This is a genomic window from Salinicola tamaricis (assembly GCF_003006155.1).
In the GTDB taxonomy this organism is placed as follows: domain Bacteria; phylum Pseudomonadota; class Gammaproteobacteria; order Pseudomonadales; family Halomonadaceae; genus Salinicola; species Salinicola tamaricis.
Genome location: NZ_CP023559.1, coordinates 2785946 through 2804555 on the forward strand (window position 1 = coordinate 2785946; position 18610 = coordinate 2804555).

Annotated in this window: 18 protein-coding genes and 1 pseudogene; 9 read left to right on the plus strand and 10 right to left on the minus strand. The window is 65.6% G+C overall.

All coding sequences use genetic code 11. The features are described from left to right. Positions 1-106 precede the first annotated feature (106 nt). From CN538_RS12815 to CN538_RS12830, 3 genes are all read left to right on the plus strand, one after another. Positions 107-283 carry a hypothetical protein gene (locus tag CN538_RS12815; protein WP_422917586.1) on the plus strand — a complete coding sequence of 59 codons (177 nt, stop codon included), beginning with the start codon at positions 107-109 and terminating at the stop codon, positions 281-283. Further along, the gene (locus CN538_RS19975) at positions 277-1317 is read left to right on the plus strand and encodes a hypothetical protein (protein ID WP_129591366.1); all 1041 of its coding nucleotides are present in this window, start codon (positions 277-279) and stop codon (positions 1315-1317) included. The genes CN538_RS12815 and CN538_RS19975 overlap by 7 nt, the downstream gene beginning before the upstream one ends. 87 nt (positions 1318-1404) lie before the next feature. Continuing rightward, positions 1405-2013 (plus strand): FMN-dependent NADH-azoreductase, encoded by a 609-nt coding sequence (locus tag CN538_RS12830; protein WP_106419676.1) that lies wholly within the window; start codon positions 1405-1407, stop codon positions 2011-2013. Positions 2014-2085: 72 nt separating this feature from the next. Here the strand turns inward: CN538_RS12830 and CN538_RS12835 are convergent, their stop codons facing one another. Then, a complete protein-coding gene (locus CN538_RS12835; protein ID WP_106419677.1) occupies positions 2086-3132 on the minus strand; it encodes a metal-dependent hydrolase in 1047 nt (348 codons plus the stop codon). A 172-nt stretch (positions 3133-3304) separates the two neighbouring features. On the opposite strand from CN538_RS12835, the gene CN538_RS12840 reads away from it, so the two are divergent. Genes CN538_RS12840 through CN538_RS12850 form a run of 3 tightly spaced genes read left to right on the plus strand, consistent with a single transcriptional unit; the run spans position 3305 to position 4966 of the window. Next, positions 3305-3745, plus strand: a complete 441-nt coding sequence (locus CN538_RS12840; protein ID WP_106419678.1) for a VOC family protein — start codon at positions 3305-3307, stop codon at positions 3743-3745. Positions 3746-3750: 5 nt separating this feature from the next. Next, positions 3751-4224, plus strand: a complete 474-nt coding sequence (locus tag CN538_RS12845) for a TspO/MBR family protein (RefSeq protein ID WP_106419679.1) — start codon at positions 3751-3753, stop codon at positions 4222-4224. A gap of 46 nt (positions 4225-4270) precedes the next feature. After that, positions 4271-4966 (plus strand): uracil-DNA glycosylase family protein, encoded by a 696-nt coding sequence (locus CN538_RS12850; RefSeq protein WP_106419680.1) that lies wholly within the window; start codon positions 4271-4273, stop codon positions 4964-4966. Between the two features lie 88 nt (positions 4967-5054). On the opposite strand, the gene CN538_RS12855 is transcribed toward CN538_RS12850, so the two are convergent. After that, positions 5055-5456 carry a DoxX family protein gene (locus tag CN538_RS12855; protein WP_422917503.1) on the minus strand — a complete coding sequence of 134 codons (402 nt, stop codon included), beginning with the start codon at positions 5454-5456 and terminating at the stop codon, positions 5055-5057. A 370-nt stretch (positions 5457-5826) separates the two neighbouring features. Between CN538_RS12855 and CN538_RS12860 the strand changes: the two genes are divergently transcribed. Further along, a complete protein-coding gene (locus tag CN538_RS12860) occupies positions 5827-6873 on the plus strand; it encodes a GGDEF domain-containing protein (protein WP_164999600.1) in 1047 nt (348 codons plus the stop codon). Between the two features lie 2 nt (positions 6874-6875). On the opposite strand, the gene CN538_RS12865 is transcribed toward CN538_RS12860, so the two are convergent. The 8 genes and pseudogenes from CN538_RS12865 to CN538_RS12900 all read right to left on the minus strand — a co-directional run bounded on the left by CN538_RS12865 (position 6876) and on the right by CN538_RS12900 (position 16207). Then, complete coding sequence (locus CN538_RS12865; RefSeq protein WP_106419682.1) at positions 6876-7604, minus strand: phosphatase PAP2 family protein; 729 nt, start codon at positions 7602-7604, stop codon at positions 6876-6878. A 395-nt stretch (positions 7605-7999) separates the two neighbouring features. Beyond that, positions 8000-10848 (minus strand): annotated as a pseudogene (locus CN538_RS12870) (valine--tRNA ligase). A gap of 164 nt (positions 10849-11012) precedes the next feature. Continuing rightward, on the minus strand, positions 11013-11438 hold the full coding sequence (locus CN538_RS12875) for a DNA polymerase III subunit chi (RefSeq protein WP_340638114.1): 426 nt from the start codon (positions 11436-11438) through the stop codon (positions 11013-11015). 182 nt (positions 11439-11620) lie between these two features. Beyond that, complete coding sequence (locus CN538_RS12880; protein WP_106419683.1) at positions 11621-12361, minus strand: SDR family oxidoreductase; 741 nt, start codon at positions 12359-12361, stop codon at positions 11621-11623. Between the two features lie 67 nt (positions 12362-12428). Beyond that, complete coding sequence (locus tag CN538_RS12885; protein WP_106419684.1) at positions 12429-12827, minus strand: VOC family protein; 399 nt, start codon at positions 12825-12827, stop codon at positions 12429-12431. A gap of 68 nt (positions 12828-12895) precedes the next feature. Next, positions 12896-13996, minus strand: a complete 1101-nt coding sequence (locus CN538_RS12890) for a branched-chain amino acid aminotransferase (protein WP_242495086.1) — start codon at positions 13994-13996, stop codon at positions 12896-12898. 231 nt (positions 13997-14227) lie between these two features. Further along, a complete protein-coding gene (locus tag CN538_RS12895; protein ID WP_106419686.1) occupies positions 14228-14512 on the minus strand; it encodes a YciI family protein in 285 nt (94 codons plus the stop codon). Between the two features lie 177 nt (positions 14513-14689). Continuing rightward, on the minus strand, positions 14690-16207 hold the full coding sequence (locus CN538_RS12900; protein ID WP_106419687.1) for a leucyl aminopeptidase: 1518 nt from the start codon (positions 16205-16207) through the stop codon (positions 14690-14692). Between the two features lie 253 nt (positions 16208-16460). On the opposite strand from CN538_RS12900, the gene lptF reads away from it, so the two are divergent. Continuing rightward, entirely contained in the window at positions 16461-17537 is a 1077-nt protein-coding gene (gene lptF, locus CN538_RS12905; RefSeq protein WP_207233752.1) for an LPS export ABC transporter permease LptF, read from the plus strand. Continuing rightward, the gene (gene lptG, locus CN538_RS12910; RefSeq protein WP_106419689.1) at positions 17537-18601 is read left to right on the plus strand and encodes an LPS export ABC transporter permease LptG; all 1065 of its coding nucleotides are present in this window, start codon (positions 17537-17539) and stop codon (positions 18599-18601) included. Before lptF ends, lptG begins: the two co-directional genes overlap by 1 nt. Positions 18602-18610: the final 9 nt, after the last annotated feature.

Consider the following 18610-nt stretch of genomic DNA (forward strand, 5'->3'; position numbering starts at 1 on the left):
GTCAGGGATTGAGAAAGCGCGTTTGATCCAGGGAGAGGGCGTGGCGAGACTGCACGTCTGGCCGTCGGCCCCCGATGTTACCCGCTAATGCACACAGACCCTACCCATCACGAGCCAGGTTCACCCGCTCGGCTATCCGCGGATCGGCGCCCACCGCGAACTGAAGAGGGCCGTCGAGGCCTATTGGCAAGGCGCACTCGACCGCGATGCGCTCGGACAGATGGGCAAGCGCCTGCGCTTGGCGCGCTGGCAGGACCTGCGTCGGCCGCGCTGCACATGGTAGTCTTCGTCACGCGCTGTGAGTTCGCTCGCGGCGCTTTTTTTATCGTCCAACGGCGCGCTGTTGTCAGCCAATCATTCTCAGTCAAACATTCTCAGCCAATCGCTCTCAGCCAATCGCTCTCAGACAACCATATTCGGGAACTCGCTCATGTCTTCTGCGCCTCTCGTCGCTTTTCGCCGTGCTCTGCATCGCGCCCTGACGTCGCCCGCGCGCCCAGGCTCGCCGCCACGCTTCTGCTCGCTTCGCTGGCCACCGGCTGTGCCGGTGGTGTCCAGCCGACATCGGGTGGGTCGGGCGCTGGCGGGGGTACCGGTGTCGATAGCCCGAAGGCGGCCGACGCGCCGCAGTCGCCGCTGCTGCCGAGTGCCTTCTTCGCCGATGGCGGCGAGCGCTTCAGCGCCTGGCGCTGTACGCCGTCGCAGAATCTGGTGACCACCACGCCGGACGCCAAGCGCCTGCGCCTGTGGACTGCCCTCGGCAGCACCGAACTGCAGCGTGCGGTGGCGACCGATGGTGAGCGCTACGTGCTCGGCGGGGTCGCCTTCGAGCGTCATGGTCGCGATGCCCGGGTCGAGAGCGACCATGGCCAGCTGGTCTGCGCGCTGGCTAGCGAACGCGCGACCACCACGCGCCGGGCGCATCCGCAGAGCATCTTCTACGCCAGCGGCAACGAGCCGGGCTGGAACGTCTCGTTGGACCGTCAGACCACCACCCTGACGCTGGTGTCCGATTACGGCCAGGCGACCGATACCTTCCGCTACCCGCGTGGCCTCGGTGAAGAACGGCAGCGATGCCCGCATGGTGCTGGTCAGCGACAGCGGGCGTCGGCCGCTGGAAATGGATCTGCGCGCCGGCGCCTGCTTCGACGACATGAGCGGGCAGCCATGGCCGGTCAAGGTGACCCTGCGCTACGGGCGCCACGAGTGGCAGGGTTGCGGGCAGGGTGTCGAGGCCAAGCGCTAACATTTGAGCAATTTAATCGAATGGTTTGTGCCAATATTCGCGGTTTTTATTTCAAAAACCACAATGAATAATGGTGGTCAGCGTTCACCCGCCGCCTTGGGCGGTGGGCTTCACCTCTACGCGCCAAACCTTCACCCTCTGCTAGGGAAGCTTCGTCCATGACACAACGCATCCTGCTGATCACCAGCTCGCTGTTCGGCGAGAATGGCCAGTCTCGCGGCCTCGCCGCGGTTTTCAAGTCCGCACTCGAAGGGCGCGATGTCGCGCTGGTCGAGCGTGACGTGGTCGCAAGTGAACTACCGCACCTGAGCGGCGAAGAGATGGGTAGCTGGATGACCGAGCCCAGTGCGCGCACCCCGGAGCAGGTCGCCCTTGCGGGCCACTCCGACGTGCTGCTGGCCGAGGTCGAGGCCGCCGACCTGATCGTGCTCGCAGTACCGCTCTACAATCTCGGCATCCCCAGCCAGCTCAAGGCGTGGTTCGACCGTATCCTGCGCGCGGGCAAGACCTTCAAGTACACCGAAAATGGCCCGGTAGGCCTGCTCGAAGGCAAGTCAGGACTGATCCTGGCGGCGCGCGGCGGCCAGTACGCTGGCACCGAGATGGATTCGCAGACGCCGCACCTGCGCCACATGCTGGGGCTGATCGGCATCCAGGATGTCCATGCCATCTATGCCGAAGGCCTCAACATGGGTGACGGCCAGAAACAGGCGGCCCTGGCCGAAGCCAAGCAGGCGATTGCCGAGTACGTCAGCACTCACTGCTGAGAACGCTATCGCCTTGGGCCAAGCGCCCGCTACCTGACGGTGGCGGGCGCTTGTCGTTGGGCGTGGCGAATGCTATCCAGGCCCATCCGCCATGTCGCGAGGAGGGAGAACCGGTTCGACGCTGGTATCGACCACCCGCGCCAGCAGACGTTCGAGCAGCGCGCGCTCGGGGCGCCCCTGGCTTTCGCGCACGCTGGGCACGGGGTGCCAGTTGCCGGTGGCATCGCGGGCGGCGAGGGTGAAGACGAACGGATGCAGGCCGGGGATGCCCAGACGCAGATCGGTGGCAGTCAGGTGCGGTTGGGCGTCTGACGTGATCACGTCGTAGCGCAGGAAAGGCCCGCTGAACCAGGCCAGGCGCTGGCCATCCGCGGTGGCCAGCGCGGCCTGTCTCCAGGTGTTGTCGCCTAGCGGCCAGGAATTCAGCGTCACCGGCGCGTCTCCGTCCAGCAGCCCCACCCAGCCCTCCAGCGCCTGACCCTGATCGATCACCGTCACCCGCCACAGCAGCGTGGTCAACGGTGCCGGCTGCACCAGCATGGGTGCCTGCGCCAGGCCGCGGGCGGCCAGGGCACTCTTGACCCGTGACTCGACGAACGCCTGGGCGCCCAGGCTGAAGCCGATGTAGGCGCAGGAGAGCCCCAGCGCGATGCTCAGCGGGCGCCGCCGCGGGCGGATGGCGAACACGATCACCCCGATCAGCAGCGGCAGCGTGTAGGCGGGGTCGATGATGAACAGGCTGTGCCAGCTCACCGGTGGCAGCGGCAGCGGCCACAGCAGTTGAGTGCCGTAGGTGGTGAAAGCGTCGAGCAGCGGGTGGGTCAGCAGGCAGAGCGCGAACAGCCACCACCAGTGGGTGAAGGAGGCGATCTCGCGGCTACGCCGCCAGCGGCTGGCCAACCCCGCCAGCAGCGTAGCCAGCGCGGTGAGCACCAGCAGCGAGTGGCTGAAGCCACGGTGGCGGGTGTAGTCGGCCACGGCGTCGCCGTAGTCGATCGCCACGTCCAGATCGGGCAGGGAACCCAGCGCCGCGCCCAGCAGCAGCGCGCGGCGCCCCAGGCGCGGCATGACCACACCGGCGACGGCGGCGCCCAGGCAGGCTTGTGTCAGCGAATCCATGCTTACTCCTCGATAGGGATGGCTGAATTGTGTGCGAGCCGCGCGGGGGCGTCGAGTGCGCGATCAGCGGCGCTGGGGAGGAAGCCGCAAGAAGCGGGCGCGGCATTCACCGCCGCGCGTTCCTGGTCTACCATGAAACGGTTCAACTCACTGACGAATCAGGAAGATTCCCATGGAATACCTGCACACGATGGTGCGCGTGTCGGATCTCGATGCCTCGCTGCACTTCTATTGCGACCTGCTCGGCCTCGAGGAGGTATCGCGCAAGGAGAGCGAAAAGGGCCGTTTCACGCTGGTCTTCCTCGCCACCCCCAACGACCGGCCGCGCGCCGAAGCGGAACAGTCTCCGATGGTCGAGCTGACCTACAACTGGGACCCGGAGACCTACACCGGTGGGCGCAATTTCGGCCACCTGGCCTACCGTGTCGACGACATCTATGCGCTGTGCGACAAGCTCCAGAGCAATGGCGTGACCATCAATCGCCCGCCGCGGGATGGCCATATGGCCTTCGTGCGTTCGCCTGACGGTATCTCCATCGAACTGCTGCAGAAGGGCGAGCCGAAGCCGGCGCAGGAGCCCTGGGCGTCGATGGAAAACACCGGCTCCTGGTAAGTCGCATGAATCGCTCGTTCGCGATCTTTCTCGGCTGGCTGCTGCTGGTGGCGCTCGCCGCCAGCAGCGGCATTCTGACGCCGCCCGGCCCCTGGTACGCAGCACTCACCAAACCGCCGCTGACGCCCCCGGACTGGCTCTTTCCGGTGGCCTGGACGCTACTCTATCTGCTGATGGCGGTGGCCGCCTGGCGGGTCACGCTGGTGGCACCACCTGGGCAGCGACGCCGGGCCCTGATCCCGTTCGTCGCCCAGCTCGTCGCCAACGCGCTGTGGTCGTGGCTGTTCTTCGGCGCCCACTGGATGTTGGTGGGACTGCTCGATCTGCTGCTGATGTGGGGGCTGATCGTATGGACGCTGGTGACCTTCTCTCGCTACTCGCGACTGGCGGTGGTGCTGTTGCTGCCCTACCTGATCTGGGTCAGTTTCGCGGGCTATCTCAACGCCGGGTTGTTGGTGCTCAATTTTTCCACCGGTTGAGCATTGAACCCGCCGGGGCACAGACAGGAACCAGCCAGGAGGCTGTATGGGCGAGAACGCTTGGCCAGTATCGTTGCCGGCGACAATCGAGGCCGCCCTGCGCCGGGAGGCGGCCGAGCTCGAGCGCCTGGATCGCGATACCTATGCGCGCTTTGGACGCGACCCCTGCGAGCCGATCGTGGGGCTCGGCCCGTGCGATGCGTCGCTAGCGATCTTCGGCCGTGACCCGGGGACCCGCGAGGTCGAGACCGGAGAGCCGTTCGTCGGTGCCGGGGGGCAGAAGGTGCGAGGCGAACTCTACCGGCACCGCTACCATGAGCCGCTGCCGGATCTCGAGGCGTCTCTAGCGATCGGCCGCGAACTGTTCTGGATCAATACCGTGCCCTACAAGCCGCAGGGCAACAAGGCGTGGTCGATGGCGGTCAAGCGCCGCTTCCAACCGCTAATGGCGCAGCTGCTCGATACCTGCTGGCAAGGCGAGCGAATCATCACACTGGGGCGGGAAGCCTTCTTGTGGTTCGGCATCGGGCAGCCGCGCGAGGTGCGCGCGGCGCTCGACGCTTTCTGGGCGCGGGAGGATCGCTTCGCGACGCTGCATCAGGTCGAGCTGCGCCTGCCGGGCGGTCACGAACGTGCCTTCACGCTGGCACCACTACCGCATCCGTCACCGCTCAATCAGCGCTGGTTCAAGCGTTTTCCCGAGCTGATGGCACAGCGTCTGGTGCAGCTCGACTGGGCGTAGAATAAACGCCATCTTCAGTATTAGATTTTATTAAAATAAAAAATGGCCACCTGCAAGGCACTACAAAGGCAGCAAAAAGCGGCAATCTTCAGTCAGGCTTGAAGGCCATCCGCCCGCTTCCCAGGAACATCACTGCCAGCGCGGCGCCGAGGAACATTCCCTGCAGCTCCAGTGTCCAGCCCCCCTGGCCATTGAGGCTGTATAGCTGCGATAGATGGACCAGAACGATGGCGACCAGCATGTTGATCGCCATCAGCATCCCACCCAGACGTGCCTGCCAGCCAACGATCGCCATCAGTGGTGCGATGATTTCACCTACCAGGACCCCATAGGCGACGAAGGAGGGCACGCCCATCTGCGCCAGCTGGTGGGCGATACCGTTGAGACTGGCGGGGTCCATGAGCTTGTGCAGGCCGTGAAGCAGGATCAGAATCCCCACACAGAGTCGTAGAAGAAGTTTACCCAGATCGTCGTTGTGCATGAAGCGCATGGCTGAGCGAGTCCTTTTTTCAGGGAGGGAGAGATCGATGCGGGGTCGATGGCCGGCCCCGCGGCCGTTGAGAGTATCAGAGTTTGTTAATAGAAAGTTAATGCCATCAATGTCGTCATTGGCTTACAAATTAAATCGGCAAATTCGAATGTTATTTGAAGTTAAAAAAAGCGATACTCTTGTGCTTTCACGTTCCCGCGCTTCAAACTCGGCCGACACCGATTTTCGGGTGCGCGCCGTACCCGCGCCGAGCTAATAACAAGATTGCGAGCCTATCATCATGCCTAGCCGCTATCTCTTCCATCTCTGGCGGCGCGTCACGCGTCCCCCTGATAGTCTGCCGGTAGAGCGCCGCCGCAGTTTCGAGATCATGGCCGAAATCTACTTGCTGGCGCTCTGCCTGCAGGCTCTCGTCGCGCCTTGGCTCTATCTGCTCGGGTATCAGGTCCTGGGGCATCTGAATCTCGTCTGTGTGCTCGCCTATGCGCTGGCGCTGCGCCTGCACCGCCAACTCTGGGTAGCGCTGGCGTTAGGGGTGAAGCTGAGCGCCTTCCTCTTGCTGCTGCTCTATGGCGCCTGGGTAACGGGCAGCGCCAACAGTGTCGTCTACTGCCTGCTGTTCGCCGAGGTGGAGTTGATGCTCTCCGATCTGCGCCGACGGACCAAGCTGCTCTGGACCGCCGGACTGGCGGTGTTGGCGCTGGGCGTCGAGGATCTGCCCTGGCTCAATTCGCTGCCATTGAGCCCGCGCGATCATCTGCTGGCGGACATCGTGCTGGTGGGGGTCTTCGTCATGCTGTGCGCGGTGATCCTGCGTATGCTGACGATTACCGATCGCCACGAGTACCGTTATCGCCGCGACGCCATGCACGATTCGCTGACCCTGGTGCTCAATCGCCGTGCCATCTTCGAGAAGGCTTCTACCTACTGGCGCCAGCAGATGCCGTTCGCGATGATCCTGGTTGACGCCGATCACTTCAAGGAGATCAACGACAACTTCGGCCATACCGCAGGCGATGCGGTGCTGCACCATTTGGCCGGCGTGCTCAGCGATGCGCTGCGCGGCGAGGATGACGTCGGGCGCGTCGGCGGTGAGGAGTTCCTGCTGCTGTTGCCCGAGACCAGTATCCCAGAGGCGGTGACGGTCGCCGAGCGCATCCGCGTGCGGCTGGCGCGGCGGCCTTGCCAGTTCGGCGGCCAGCTGATGCCGGTGACGCTGTCGATGGGGATCGCCTGTGCCGACGAGGGTGGGCAACTGCAAAGCATCATCGAACTGGCCGACCGGCGGCTGTATGCCGCCAAGTCGGCCGGGCGCAATCAGGTGGTCGCCGAAGGGCATATCGAGAGCGCCAACTCGCGCAATGCCGTGCGGCTCTCGCGCGGGGTGAAGGATGCGCTGCAATCGGAGGAACTATAGCCTCAGCCCAGGTGCAGGCGTTGTGGCAGCCAGCGCGTCAGCGCGCGCTGTACCCGGCCGGCGGAGGCCGCTGCCAGCGGCGTGCACAGCACCCAGGGCAGGGCGATCAGGGCGATGCTCAGCGCGCCCATGTAGACATCGCTGAACCAGTGCGCGCCGACCATGATGCGCGGGGCACTCAGCAGCACCACGAAGGCCACGCTGAGCAGGGCGATGCGGCGCGCGGCGAAGCGCAGCATAAAGCCGGCGAACACCATCAGCATCAGGCCGTGGTCGCCCGGGAAGCTGTTCGATGCCGAATCCTTGGTCGGAATCGAGACCACGTCGGTCAGGCGCATGGCGTTGGCGAAGAAGCGGGTCGGGCTGGGATGGCCATAGCTGATGCCCTTGGTGGTGAACAGCGCCAGCACGCCGGCGGTGAGCACCATGGTCACGCCGATACCGATCCAGCGTGTCAGACGCTGAGGATGCGGATCGCGAAGCATCGCCCACAGGAACAGCAGGCCCATGATCGCCAGCGAGATCATGTCGAAGGCGCGATGGTTGAGGATCGCCAGGGTGTCGTCCCACCAGTTGGGCTCGGGCGTGATCAGGGCGTTGAAGAACCAGAAGATGCGATCGTCGAGATCGTTCCACAGCACGCCGTGGGGCCAGGCCCAGCTCAGCAGCAGCAGCAGGCCGGTGACGTTGAAGGCGACGATACGTTTGAGGTCGAGTCGGAGACGGGTCATGAACGAGCCTTGCCGGATGGCGTTGCAAGAAGCGGTAAGGCGGTCATTTTAAGTTAAGCTCAGCATAAGAAACAATGTTTCTTAACCCCGCAGACTTTTCCCTGACATCTTTCGATGGCAGACGTCGCGGCCAGGCAGTCCCGAAACTGCTACAGAGCCGCACTCAGGGCCACCCTAAACCTCTATATACATGGGCTTATCCGAGCAGGGCGCCGCGAGGGCGCTGTGAACCCTCCCTGGGCGCTACCTTTGCCATCCCTGGCAAAGGACCCTCGCTTTGCCCTGCCCCCGGCGCCCATCGTCAGGTGGGCTCTAAAGCCAGCGGCCCCGTCATCTGACGGGGCCGCTGGCGTCACTGCAGGCCGCCGGCAAGGGCGGCAGTCAGGGTGGGGCGATCAGCCGTCGAGTTCGGCGATCTTGTTGCGCTGCTCGACCAGATGCTGGCGCGTTGCCAGATACTCATTGAGCTTGCCGCGCTCCTTCTCGACCACCGCCTCCGGGGCCTTGGCCACGAAGCTGTCGTTGGAGAGCTTCTTCTCGATACCGACGATCAGCTTGTCCTGCTTGTCGATCTCCTTGGCCAGCCGTGCCAGTTCGGCCTCCTTGTCGATCAGATCGGCCATCGGCACCAGCACTTCCATGTCGCCCACCAGCTGGGTCGCGGCCAGCGGCGCCTGGGCCGGGTCGTCGAGCCAGTCGGCGCTCGCCAGCTTGGCCAGCTTGGCCAGGAACAGCCGATTGGCCTCGAGGCGCTCGCGGTCGCTAGCGTCGCCCTTGCTCAGCAGCACTTCCAGCGGCTTGCCGGGGGCGATGTTCATCTCGGCGCGAATGTTGCGCACGGCGACGATCACGCCCTTGAGCCACTCGATGTCGCGGATCGACTGTTCGTCGATACGCGAGGCGTCGGCCTCCGGCCACGGCTGGGTCATCAGGCTGGCATTCTCGTCAGCGGCCGTGCCGGCCAGCGGCGCCACGCGCTGCCAGATCTCTTCACTGATGAACGGCATCATCGGGTGCGCCAGACGCAGTACCGTCTCCAGCACGCGAACCAGGGTACGCCGGGTGCCGCGCTTGGCCTCCGGCGCCGCGGCGTCGTCCCACAGCACCGGCTTGGAGAGCTCCAGGTACCAGTCGCAGTACTCGTTCCAGACGAAGTCGTATAGCGCCTGGGAGGCGTGATCGAAGCGGTACTCGGCGAGGGCGTTGGTGACCTGGGTCTCGGTCTGCTGCAGGCGCGAGACGATCCAACGGTCGGCCAGCGACAGCGCCACCGGGGCGTCGTCGAGACCGACATCCTCGCCCTCTGCGTTCATCAGCACATAGCGCGAGGCGTTCCACAGCTTGTTGCAGAAGTTGCGGTAGCCATCCAGGCGGCCCATGTCGAACTTGATGTCACGGCCAGTGGTGGCCAACGAGAGGAAGGTGTAGCGCAGGGCGTCGGTACCGTGGGCCTCGATGCCCTCCGGGAACTCGGCGCGGGTCGCCTTCTCGATGGCGCGCGCCTTCTGCGGCTGCATCATGTTGCCGGTACGCTTGGCCACCAGGGTCTCGAGGTCGATACCGTCGATCAGATCGATCGGATCGAGTACGTTGCCCTTGGACTTCGACATCTTCTGGCCCTGGCTGTCGCGCACCAGGCCATGCACATAGACGGTCTTGAACGGCACCTCGTCGGTGAACTTCAACGTCATCATGATCATCCGGGCGACCCAGAAGAAGATGATGTCGAAACCGGTCACCAGCACGCTGGTGGGGTGGAAGGTCGCCAGTTCCGGGGTCTTCTCCGGCCAGCCCAGGGTGCCGAAGGTCCATAGGCCCGAGCTGAACCAGGTATCCAGCACGTCCTCGTCCTGGGTGAGCGCGACCTCGGCGCCGAGGCCGTGCTTGGCGCGCGCCTCCTCCTCATTGCGGGCCACATAGACGTTGCCTTCGGCGTCGTACCAGGCCGGAATACGGTGGCCCCACCACAGCTGACGCGAGATGCACCAGTCCTGCAGGTCGCGCATCCAGGCGAAGTACATGTTCTCGTAGTTCTTGGGCACGAACTGGATATCGCCGTTCTCCACCGCGGCGATGGCCGGTTTGGCCAGTTGCTCCACCGCGACGAACCACTGATCGGTGAGCAGCGGCTCGATGACATCACCGGAGCGGTCGCCGTAGGGCAGGGTGTTGCTGATCGTCTCGATCCGTTCGAGCAGCCCGGCGGCCTCCATGTCGGCGACGATGCGCTCGCGCGCCTCGAAGCGACCGAGCCCGGCATAGGCGGCGGGCAGGCTGAGATCGACATCGTCCCGCGGCTGACCCTGGAGATCGAACGCCTCGGCGCGTTCGAGGATGGTGGCATCCTTGGAGAAGACGTTGATCAGCGCATGGTCGTGGCGCTTGCCGACTTCGTAGTCGTTGAAGTCGTGGGCCGGAGTGATCTTGACGCAGCCCGAGCCCTTCTCCATGTCGGCGTGCTCGTCGGCGATCACCGGGATGCGACGGCCGACCAGCGGCAGCTCGATGAACTTGCCGACCAGCGAGGCGTAGCGCGGATCTTCCGGGTTGACCGCCACCCCGGTGTCACCCAGCAGGGTTTCCGGACGGGTGGTGGCGACCACCACGTAGTCCTTGCCATCGGCGGTGGTGACGCCGTCGGCGAGCGGATAGCGGAAGTGCCAGAACTGGCCTTGCTGTTCGCGGTTCTCCACCTCCAGATCGGAGATTGCGGTGTGCAGGGTCGGGTCCCAGTTGACCAGGCGCTTGCCACGGTAGATCAGCTTCTCTTCATGCAGACGCACGAAGACTTCCTGCACCGCCTGGTAGAAGCCGTCATCCATGGTGAAGCGTTCGCGGCTCCAGTCGACGCTGGCACCCATGCGCCGTAGCTGACGGGTGATATGGCCGCCGGACTCCGCTTTCCACTCCCAGATCTTGTCGGTGAACGCCTCGCGCCCGAGATCGTGGCGGCTCTTGCCTTCCTCGGCGGCGACCTTGCGCTCGACCAGCATCTGGGTGGCGATGCCGGCATGGTCGGTGCCCACCTGCCACAGGGTGTTGCCGCGCATCCGCCGCCAACGGGTCAGCGTGTCCATGATGGTGTCCTGGAAGGCGTGCCCCATGTGCAGGCTGCGGTGGCGTGTGGGCGGCGGGATCATGATCGAGACGGCTCGCCCTGGCCGCTGGGGGCGAAGTGGCCATCCCCTTCCCAGCGTTGATACCAGCGGGTTTCGATCTGATCGGGTTGGTACGTCTTGTCCATGGCGGCTTCTTGACTCGGCAAACGATGGCGGGCACGCGGCGCCTGTGGAGGCGGGCGGCGTGACGAAATGGCGAGGATTATACCTGCTGAGAGGCGAGCGCGTCAGGTTCGCATCCGCGCGGGGGGCGGTGTCCGTGTACACGCGGCAGTAGGTGTCGCGACGCTTACAGCTTGTGCGCTTCGACCCGGTAGCCGCGGTCCTTGTAAGTCTTCCAGCAGGGCGCTTGGTGCGCAACACGTCCTGGTGCTGGTTGATGATCTCGGCGACACGCTCGACCCGGGAGAACCACTCGGGAATGTCGTCGTGGAGGTTGAGCAGCGCCTGCCACCCCGGGTTCCGGGGCAGCCTGCCAGCCGATGCTCACCGGCGGCACCGGCCCGACGTCGTCGCCTACCACCGCATGCGGCACATAGCTCTCGTCGCGGAATTTCCACAGATGCTCGTCGAACTGGCGCGCCATCGCCTCGTCCTGGGTATGCACATGCAGGCGATACCCCTTGCGGTAGATCGTCTCCGCCAGACGGCAGGCGAAATCGAAACGCGCCTCCAGCGTGGTGTCCTGAAGGATGTAGAAGTCGACTTTGGTCATAAATGCCCTTCGGGGAGCTGTAAGCGGCGAGATGGGTGGCCTCACACGAACCCGTGCGATTGCGCGAGCGAGTTTCAAGCAAGGCGAATCCAGCTAAGCGAGCGCAGTTGAGGGATCTTCAATGCGCACCGCGAAGCTGGATTCAACGCCGCATGGGCGACGCGCAGCCAATCGATAGAGGACTAGACGCCGCCGTCGACGTCGACCAGCGCCCCGGTGGTGAACCCGGCTTCGGCCAGCCACAGCACCGCGTTGGCGATCTCTTCCGGCTCGCCGATCCGGCCCATCGGAATCACCTCACCGGCGACATCGGGCTTGTCCGGGTTGCCACCGCTGGCGTGAATGGTGGTGCGGATCACCCCGGGGCGCACGGTATTGACGCGGATGCCCTCGCCGGCGACTTCCTTGGCCAGACCCTCGGTCATGGTGTCGATGGCGCCCTTGGAGGCGGCGTAGTCGACGTATTCGCCGGCACCGCCGAGGTGCGAGGCGGCCGAGCCGACGTTGATGATCGCGCCGCCGTTGCCGCCGTGGCGGGTGGACATGCGCTTGACCGCCTCGCGGGCGCAGACGAAGGGGCCGACCACATTGATCTTCATCATGCGATCGACACGCGCGAAGCTCATCTCATCGACGCGGCTGATCTGGTCGACCACCCCGGCGTTGTTGACCAGCACGTCGACCCGGCCCAGTTCACGGTCGACGGTCTCGAACATGGCGACGATGGCGGTTTCGTCGACCACATCGGCCTGGACGGCGATGGCGCGGCCACCGGCGGCTTCGATCTCGGCGACCACCTTGTCCGCGGAGGCCTTGTCGCTGCGGTAGTTGACGGCCACGGCATAACCCTTCTGGGCGGCCATGAGGGCGGTGGCGGCGCCGATGCCGCGGCCGGCACCGGTCACGATCATGACTGGTTTCATGTACTCCTCCGATAACAGGGTGAGAGGGTCGACGCCGCGCCCGAGCGCGACGTCGACAGGCAGCCTATCAGGCCGCGGATTCGAGCGGATACATGGCGCAGAGCTTGTGGCCATCGGGGTCGCGTACATAGGCGAGGAAGAGTTCGCCCATCGGCGTCTGGCGCACCCCCGGTTCGTCCTCGATCGAGGTGGCGCCCAGCGCGACCGCGGTGTCGTGGAAGCGCTGCGCCTGCTCCTGAGAGCTGCAGGTAAAGCCCAGGGTATCGCCGTTACCCACGGTAGCGGGTTCGCCGTTGATCGGTTCGGTGACGACGAAGACGTTGCCGTCATGGCGATAGGACAGACGCTGCAGTCCGTCGTACTCGAAGCGCTTGCCGGCTTGCGCGCCGAGTACGCCGAGCACTTCGTCGTAGAAGCGCTGGGCGCGATCGATATCGTTACTGCCGATCATGATATGGCTGAACATAGGGCTCTCCTCGAAGATTTTGTCGATCGTAAAAATGGATACCGAGCCCGCTTCGCGCCAGGACGCGATCAGGCCAGACGCACCAGCCAGCCGCGGGTGTCTTCGCTGCGGCCGTACTGGATGTCGAGCAGGCGCTTGCGCAGTTGGGCGCTGACCGCTTCACCCTCCACCGGCGGGGTGGCGATACGCTCGTTTTCGCTCACCAGCTCGCCGATCTGGGTGATCACCGCCGCGGTGCCGCAGGCGAACACTTCGGTGATCTCGCCGCTGGCGACCCCGTCGCGCCACTCGTCGATGCTGATCTGGCGCTCTTCCGGGGTGAGGCCGGCATCGCGTGCCAGTTCGAGGATCGAATCGCGGGTCACGCCCTCGAGGATGGTGCCGCTGAGCGCCGGGGTGACCAGGCGGCCGTCACGGTAGACGAAGAACAGGTTCATGCCGCCCAGCTCTTCGATCCACTTGTTCTCGGCGGCGTCGAGGAAGGCGACCTGGGCGCAGCCGTGCTCCTCGGCTTCGGCCTGGGCCAGCAGCGAGGCGGCATAGTTGCCACCGCACTTGGCGAAGCCGGTCCCGCCGGGGGCGGCGCGCTTGTAGTGGGAGGAGAGCCAGATCGAGACTGGCTTGCCGCCGCCCTTGAAGTAGGAGGCCGCCGGCGAGGCGATCAGGTAGTAGTCGACCTCGGCGGCCGGCTTCACGCCCAGCGACTTGCCGTTACCGATCATGAACGGGCGCAGGTAGAGGCTGCACTCTTCGCTGTCGTTCTGCGGTGTCGGCACCCAGGCGGCGTCCTGCGAGACCAGCGCTTCGAGCGAGCCGAGGAAGGTCTCGTCGTCCAGCTCCGGCAGCGCCAGGCGACGCGCCGAGGCGCGGAAGCGCGCGGCGTTCTTCTGCGGGCGGAAGGTCCACACCGAGCCGTCGGCGTGGCGGTAGGCCTTGATGCCCTCGAAGATCTCCTGGCCGTAGTGCAGTACCGGCGAGGCGGGGTCGATCAGCAGCGGCCCATAGGGGCGAATCTCGCCGCGCTGCCAGCCGTCCTGCTTGGTCCAGCGTACGTGCACCATATGATCGGTGAAGAAGCGGCCGAAGCCCGGATTGGCAAGAATCTCGTTGCGCAGGTTGGCATCGAGCGGGTTGGACGAGAGGCGAACTTCGAATCCTTGAGTGGACACTGCGACTTCTCCTGGCGGCCCCGGATGATGGCGGCGCGGTGGCATTCGCGCGCCGGCCGGCGGGCATACGATCGGTGACGGTGGGTACGTACGAAGCGCTCGGCGAAGACGCGCCGGCAAGGCGGCGTCAACGCGGGACTGCGCTGGCGGAAGGCTCAAATTAGCATGCAAAGCGTATTCTGCGAAGAGGGGCCTTGGCCGTGGCGCCGGCGCGGCCAAGGCATCATCGGCTCAGCCCTTGAGTGCTTCGAAGCCGGGGGCGGTCAGCGTGATGGCGCACTCGACGATCTCGTAGTCGGCGAGATCGTGGATCTGGAACGGATCCGCTTTCAGGCACGCCTCGAGCGCCGGGCGCTCGGCGTGGGAGAGCAACACGCCGCCGGTGCGTGGCACCTTGCGCCCGGAGGCGGTCAGCAGCCCCTGGGCGTAGGCGTCCTGGAGCCACGCCATGTGGCCTTCGACATGCGGCTCGATACGCTCGAGCGGGACCTTATAGGTGAGTGAGACGATGAACATGTCGTGGTGCTCCTGATTCACTTTTCATCGATGTTAAAGAACCCGCCGCGAGGCTCCGGAGGGGCCGTCACGGCGGGTCCCGGCCTGCAGCGCTGCGTCGTCACCGGTCCGACGTCGTCGGTCGATCACTCCCGGTGAGCGGCGCCTGGGCGCCCCGGTGGTACAAAGACACCGCGCTCAGGTCTCGTCGGTCACCACGTGCTCACTCTCACGGTCGAGCAGGTAGCGTGTGAGCAGGCCCACCGGACGCCCGCTGGCGCCTTTCTGCTTGCCGCTATGCCAGGCGGTACCGGCGATATCCAGGTGCGCCCAGGGGTAGCTGTCGGCGAAGCGCGAGAGGAAACAGGCGGCGGTGATGCTGCCCGCGGGGCGTCCGCCGATATTGGCCAGATCGGCGAAGTTGGACTCCAACTGGGCCTGATAGTCGTCCCACAGCGGCATGTGCCAGGCGCGGTCCCAGGCGGTCTCGCCGGCTTCGAGCAGATCGAGGGCGAGATCGTCGTCGTTGGAGAAGAGCCCGCTGGCGTGGTCGCCCAGGGCGATCACGCAAGCGCCGGTGAGGGTGGCGATATCGACCACGCTGGCCGGCTGGAAGCGCTCGGCGTAGGTCAGGGCGTCGCACAGCACCAGGCGCCCCTCGGCGTCGGTGTTGAGGATCTCGACGGTAAGCCCCTTGAGCGTCTTGACGATATCGCCGGGCTTGATCGCGCGGCCGTCAGGCATGTTCTCGGCGCTGGCGACGATGGCGATCACGTTGAGCTTGGGCTTGAGCGCGATCACGCTCTTCATGGTGCCGAACACGCTCGCCGCGCCGCACATGTCGAACTTCATCTCGTCCATGCCGGCCCCTGGCTTGAGCGAGATGCCACCGGTGTCGAAGGTGATGCCCTTGCCCACCAGCACGTGGGGCGCCTCTGCGGCGTCCTCCGCGCCCAGATACTTCATCACGATCAGCTTGGAGGGTTCAGCGCTGCCGCGGCCCACGGCGAGCAGGGAATGCGCGCCGAGCGCTTCGAGTTCGGCTTCGTCGAGCACCTCGACCTCAAGGCTACCGTCGGCTTCAGCGGCCAGCGTCTCGGCCTGCTCGGCGAGATAGCTGGGGGTGCAGATATTGCCCGGCAGGTTGCCCAGGGTGCGCGCCAGGTTGACCCCGCCGCCGAGGGCGGCCCCGATGCGCGCGCCGCGCTCGGCGGCTTCGCTCTGGCCGCTGTCGGCGATCAGCAGTTCGACCCGGTTGAGGGCCGGCAGCGGGCTTGGGGTGGATTTGCACGCGTTGAAGCGGTAGACCGCCTGGGTCGCCGCATCCAGAGTCATCTGGGTGTTCCAGGCGATATCGCGGTCGGCGATGACGGCATCGCTGAAGCCCACCGCGACGCTGTCCACCGGCAGCTTGGCGACGGCGGCGAAGGCCGCATCCAGCGCCTTGCGCAGGCCGCCCTCGTTGAACTTGGCGCGCTCGCCCAGGCCCACCAGCAGCAGACGCTCGGCGGAGAGCCCCGGGGCGAAGGGCACCAGCTGTACCTCGCCCAGGTTGGGGGTGAAGTCACCGCGCTCCAGCAGCTGCGCGATCAACCGCTCGCTGGCGTCGTCCAGCTTGGCCACGGTGGGCAGCAGCTCGCCATCCTGGAACAGCGGCACCACCAGACAGGCGGTCTCGACCTTGGCCGGGTTGACGCTGAGTACGGAAAATTCCATGTCGTCTCCAATGAACGATTGCGCTGGCTTCGCGTCACAGGTCTCGGCAACGAGACAAGTGCGCGGGTAATCGGGATAATGGCCTGGGCCGCGCCGGGGTGTGTCGCTCGTTGCGGCCCAGCGCCGCGCCCGGGGTTGCAGGCGCAGCCCGCAAGACGCCTCAGTTTACGCAAAGCGGGGGGGCGATGCACAAGCCCGCCCGCCGCCGGAACGCACGCCGTGCGGTGGCAGGAAGCCAGATCAGGAGTCGATGTTGATTGTATTCCGCTATTTGACCCGCGAGATCCTGCTGACGATGTCGGCGGTCGCTGGCGTGCTGCTGCTGGTGATCATGGGCAGCCGGTTCATCCGCTACTTCACCGACGCCGCCCAGGGCGAGCTGCCGCTCAGCGCGCTGGGGTCGCTGATGCTGTTCCACATGCCCAGCTTCATGGAGCTGGTGCTGCCGCTGGCGTTCTTCATCGCCATCCTCCTCGCCTATGGCCAGCTCTATCTCAATAGCGAGATCACCGTGCTGGTGGCCTGCGGCATGAGCCCCAGCCGCCTGCTTCAGGTCACGCTGCTGCCGGCGCTGCTGATCGCCGCGTTGGTCGGTGCCTGCAGCCTGTGGCTGACCCCTTACGGTGCGCTGCACAACGAGCGCCTGATCGAGCAGCAGAAGAGCCAGCTCGACTTCTCGCTGCTCACCCCCGGGCGCTTCCAGGATTTCGGCAGTGGCCGTACCGCCTACACCCAGGCGCTCAACGATGACCGCTCACGCATGGAAGACGTCTTCATCAGCGAGCAGGGCAAGGGCAGCGACGGCGGCCAGCAGGTGGTGACCCGCGCCGAGAGCGGCTATCAGACCGTCGACCCCAATACCGGCAGCCGCTTCCTGGTGCTCTCCAACGGCACCCGCTACAGCGTCGACCCGGGTAGCCCGGTGGCCGAGCGCCTCGCCTTCGGCAGCTATGCGGTGCGTCTCTCCACCGATGGCGAGACCGATATCGGCGACGACATCGAGTTGATGAGTACCCGCAAGCTGGTCGAGCAGGGCGACAGCGAGGCGATGGCGCAGCTACAGTGGCGCCTGTCGATGCCGCTGATGGTACCCATCCTGACCCTGCTGGCGCTGCCGCTGTCGCGGGTCAATCCGCGCCAGGGGCGCTTCGCCAAGCTGCTGCCGGCGCTGTTCCTGCATGTCAGCTATCTGAGCCTGCTGCTGGCCGCTCAGGACGCGATCGCCCGCGGCAGCCTGCCGGCGAGCGTCGGCATGTGGCCGATCCACGGCGTCTACCTGCTGCTCGGCCTGATTCTGCTGCGCCGCGACCAGCGCCAAGGAGGCCGCTGATGCTGCTCGACCGTCTCGACCGTTACATCGCGCGCAATGTCCTCGGTGCCATGCTGGTGGTGCAGGTCATGGTGCTGGGGCTCGACCTGGTGATCTCCTACATCAATGACCTGGGTGACGTCTCCGGCAACTACTCCGCCTTCGACGTGCTGCTCTATCTGTTGATGCGGCTTCCCTGGCGCTTCTACGAATACGCCCCGGTGGCGGTGCTGATCGGCGCGCTGGTGGGGTTGGGCTCGATGGCTTCGAGCAACGAACTCACCGTGATGCGCGCTGCCGGGCGTTCGCTGGGGCGCATCCTGGTCGGCGTGCTCAAGCCGCTGCTGCTGGTGATTCTGATCACCATGGGTATCGGCGAGTTCGTCAGCCCGGCCACCGAACAGCACGCGGCGGCCTGGCGCCTGGAGCAGTCCGAGGGCGCCGACGCGGTGCTCGAACGTGGCGGCGGTTGGCAGCGCGAAGGCGATAACTTCTACCGCTTCGGCACCATCCGTGCCGACGACACCGTGATCAACGTGCGCCGCTACGAGTACGACGGCCAGCGTCTGGTGGAAGCCTCCGAGGCCCAGCGCGCGGTATGGAATGGCAAGGCGTGGACACTGGAGAACGTCAAGACCACCTACTTCGACGCCGACGGCACCCGGGTCGAGTCGAAGCCCACCGCCACTTGGCACACCAAGCTCACACCGGCCCAGCTCAATCGCCTGCTGCGCCCGCTCAACAGCCAGCGCATGAGCAGCCTGTGGCAGTACGCCAGCTATCTGCGCGCCCAGGGGCAGGAGGCGACGCAGCCGCTGCTCTACTTCTGGCAGAAGAGCCTGCTACCGGTCACCCTGGCAGGGCTGGTGCTGCTGGCGGCGTCGTTCGTATTCGGCCCGCTGCGCAGTGTCGCCGCCGGCACGCGGATTTTCTACGGCGTGATCGTGGGGCTGTCGTTCAAGTACCTGCAGGATCTGCTGGCACCCGCCTCGGTGCTGTTCGGCTTCTCCCCGGCGCTGGCGGTGGTGGTGCCTACCGCGGCCTGCTATCTGCTCGGCTTCTGGCTGCTGCGCCGCACCGGCTGATCCTGCCCG

Excerpts from the sequence above, each read along its gene's own strand:
- CN538_RS12885 (WP_106419684.1), bottom strand. The coding sequence starts at position 12,827 with ATGTTCAGCCATATCATGATCGGCAGTAACGATATCGATCGCGCCCAG.
- CN538_RS12865 (WP_106419682.1), bottom strand. The coding sequence starts at position 7,604 with ATGACCCGTCTCCGACTCGACCTCAAACGTATCGTCGCCTTCAACGTC.
- CN538_RS12900 (WP_106419687.1), bottom strand. The coding sequence starts at position 16,207 with ATGGAATTTTCCGTACTCAGCGTCAACCCGGCCAAGGTCGAGACCGCC.
- CN538_RS12845 (WP_106419679.1), top strand. The coding sequence starts at position 3,751 with ATGAATCGCTCGTTCGCGATCTTTCTCGGCTGGCTGCTGCTGGTGGCG.
- CN538_RS12880 (WP_106419683.1), bottom strand. The coding sequence starts at position 12,361 with ATGAAACCAGTCATGATCGTGACCGGTGCCGGCCGCGGCATCGGCGCC.
- lptG (WP_106419689.1), top strand. The coding sequence starts at position 17,537 with ATGCTGCTCGACCGTCTCGACCGTTACATCGCGCGCAATGTCCTCGGT.
- CN538_RS12850 (WP_106419680.1), top strand. The coding sequence starts at position 4,271 with ATGGGCGAGAACGCTTGGCCAGTATCGTTGCCGGCGACAATCGAGGCC.
- CN538_RS12860 (WP_164999600.1), top strand. The coding sequence starts at position 5,827 with ATGGCCGAAATCTACTTGCTGGCGCTCTGCCTGCAGGCTCTCGTCGCG.
- CN538_RS12830 (WP_106419676.1), top strand. The coding sequence starts at position 1,405 with ATGACACAACGCATCCTGCTGATCACCAGCTCGCTGTTCGGCGAGAAT.
- CN538_RS12840 (WP_106419678.1), top strand. The coding sequence starts at position 3,305 with ATGGAATACCTGCACACGATGGTGCGCGTGTCGGATCTCGATGCCTCG.
- CN538_RS12855 (WP_422917503.1), bottom strand. The coding sequence starts at position 5,456 with ATGCGCTTCATGCACAACGACGATCTGGGTAAACTTCTTCTACGACTC.
- CN538_RS19975 (WP_129591366.1), top strand. The coding sequence starts at position 277 with ATGGTAGTCTTCGTCACGCGCTGTGAGTTCGCTCGCGGCGCTTTTTTT.
- CN538_RS12875 (WP_340638114.1), bottom strand. The coding sequence starts at position 11,438 with ATGACCAAAGTCGACTTCTACATCCTTCAGGACACCACGCTGGAGGCG.
- CN538_RS12895 (WP_106419686.1), bottom strand. The coding sequence starts at position 14,512 with ATGTTCATCGTCTCACTCACCTATAAGGTCCCGCTCGAGCGTATCGAG.
- CN538_RS12835 (WP_106419677.1), bottom strand. The coding sequence starts at position 3,132 with ATGGATTCGCTGACACAAGCCTGCCTGGGCGCCGCCGTCGCCGGTGTG.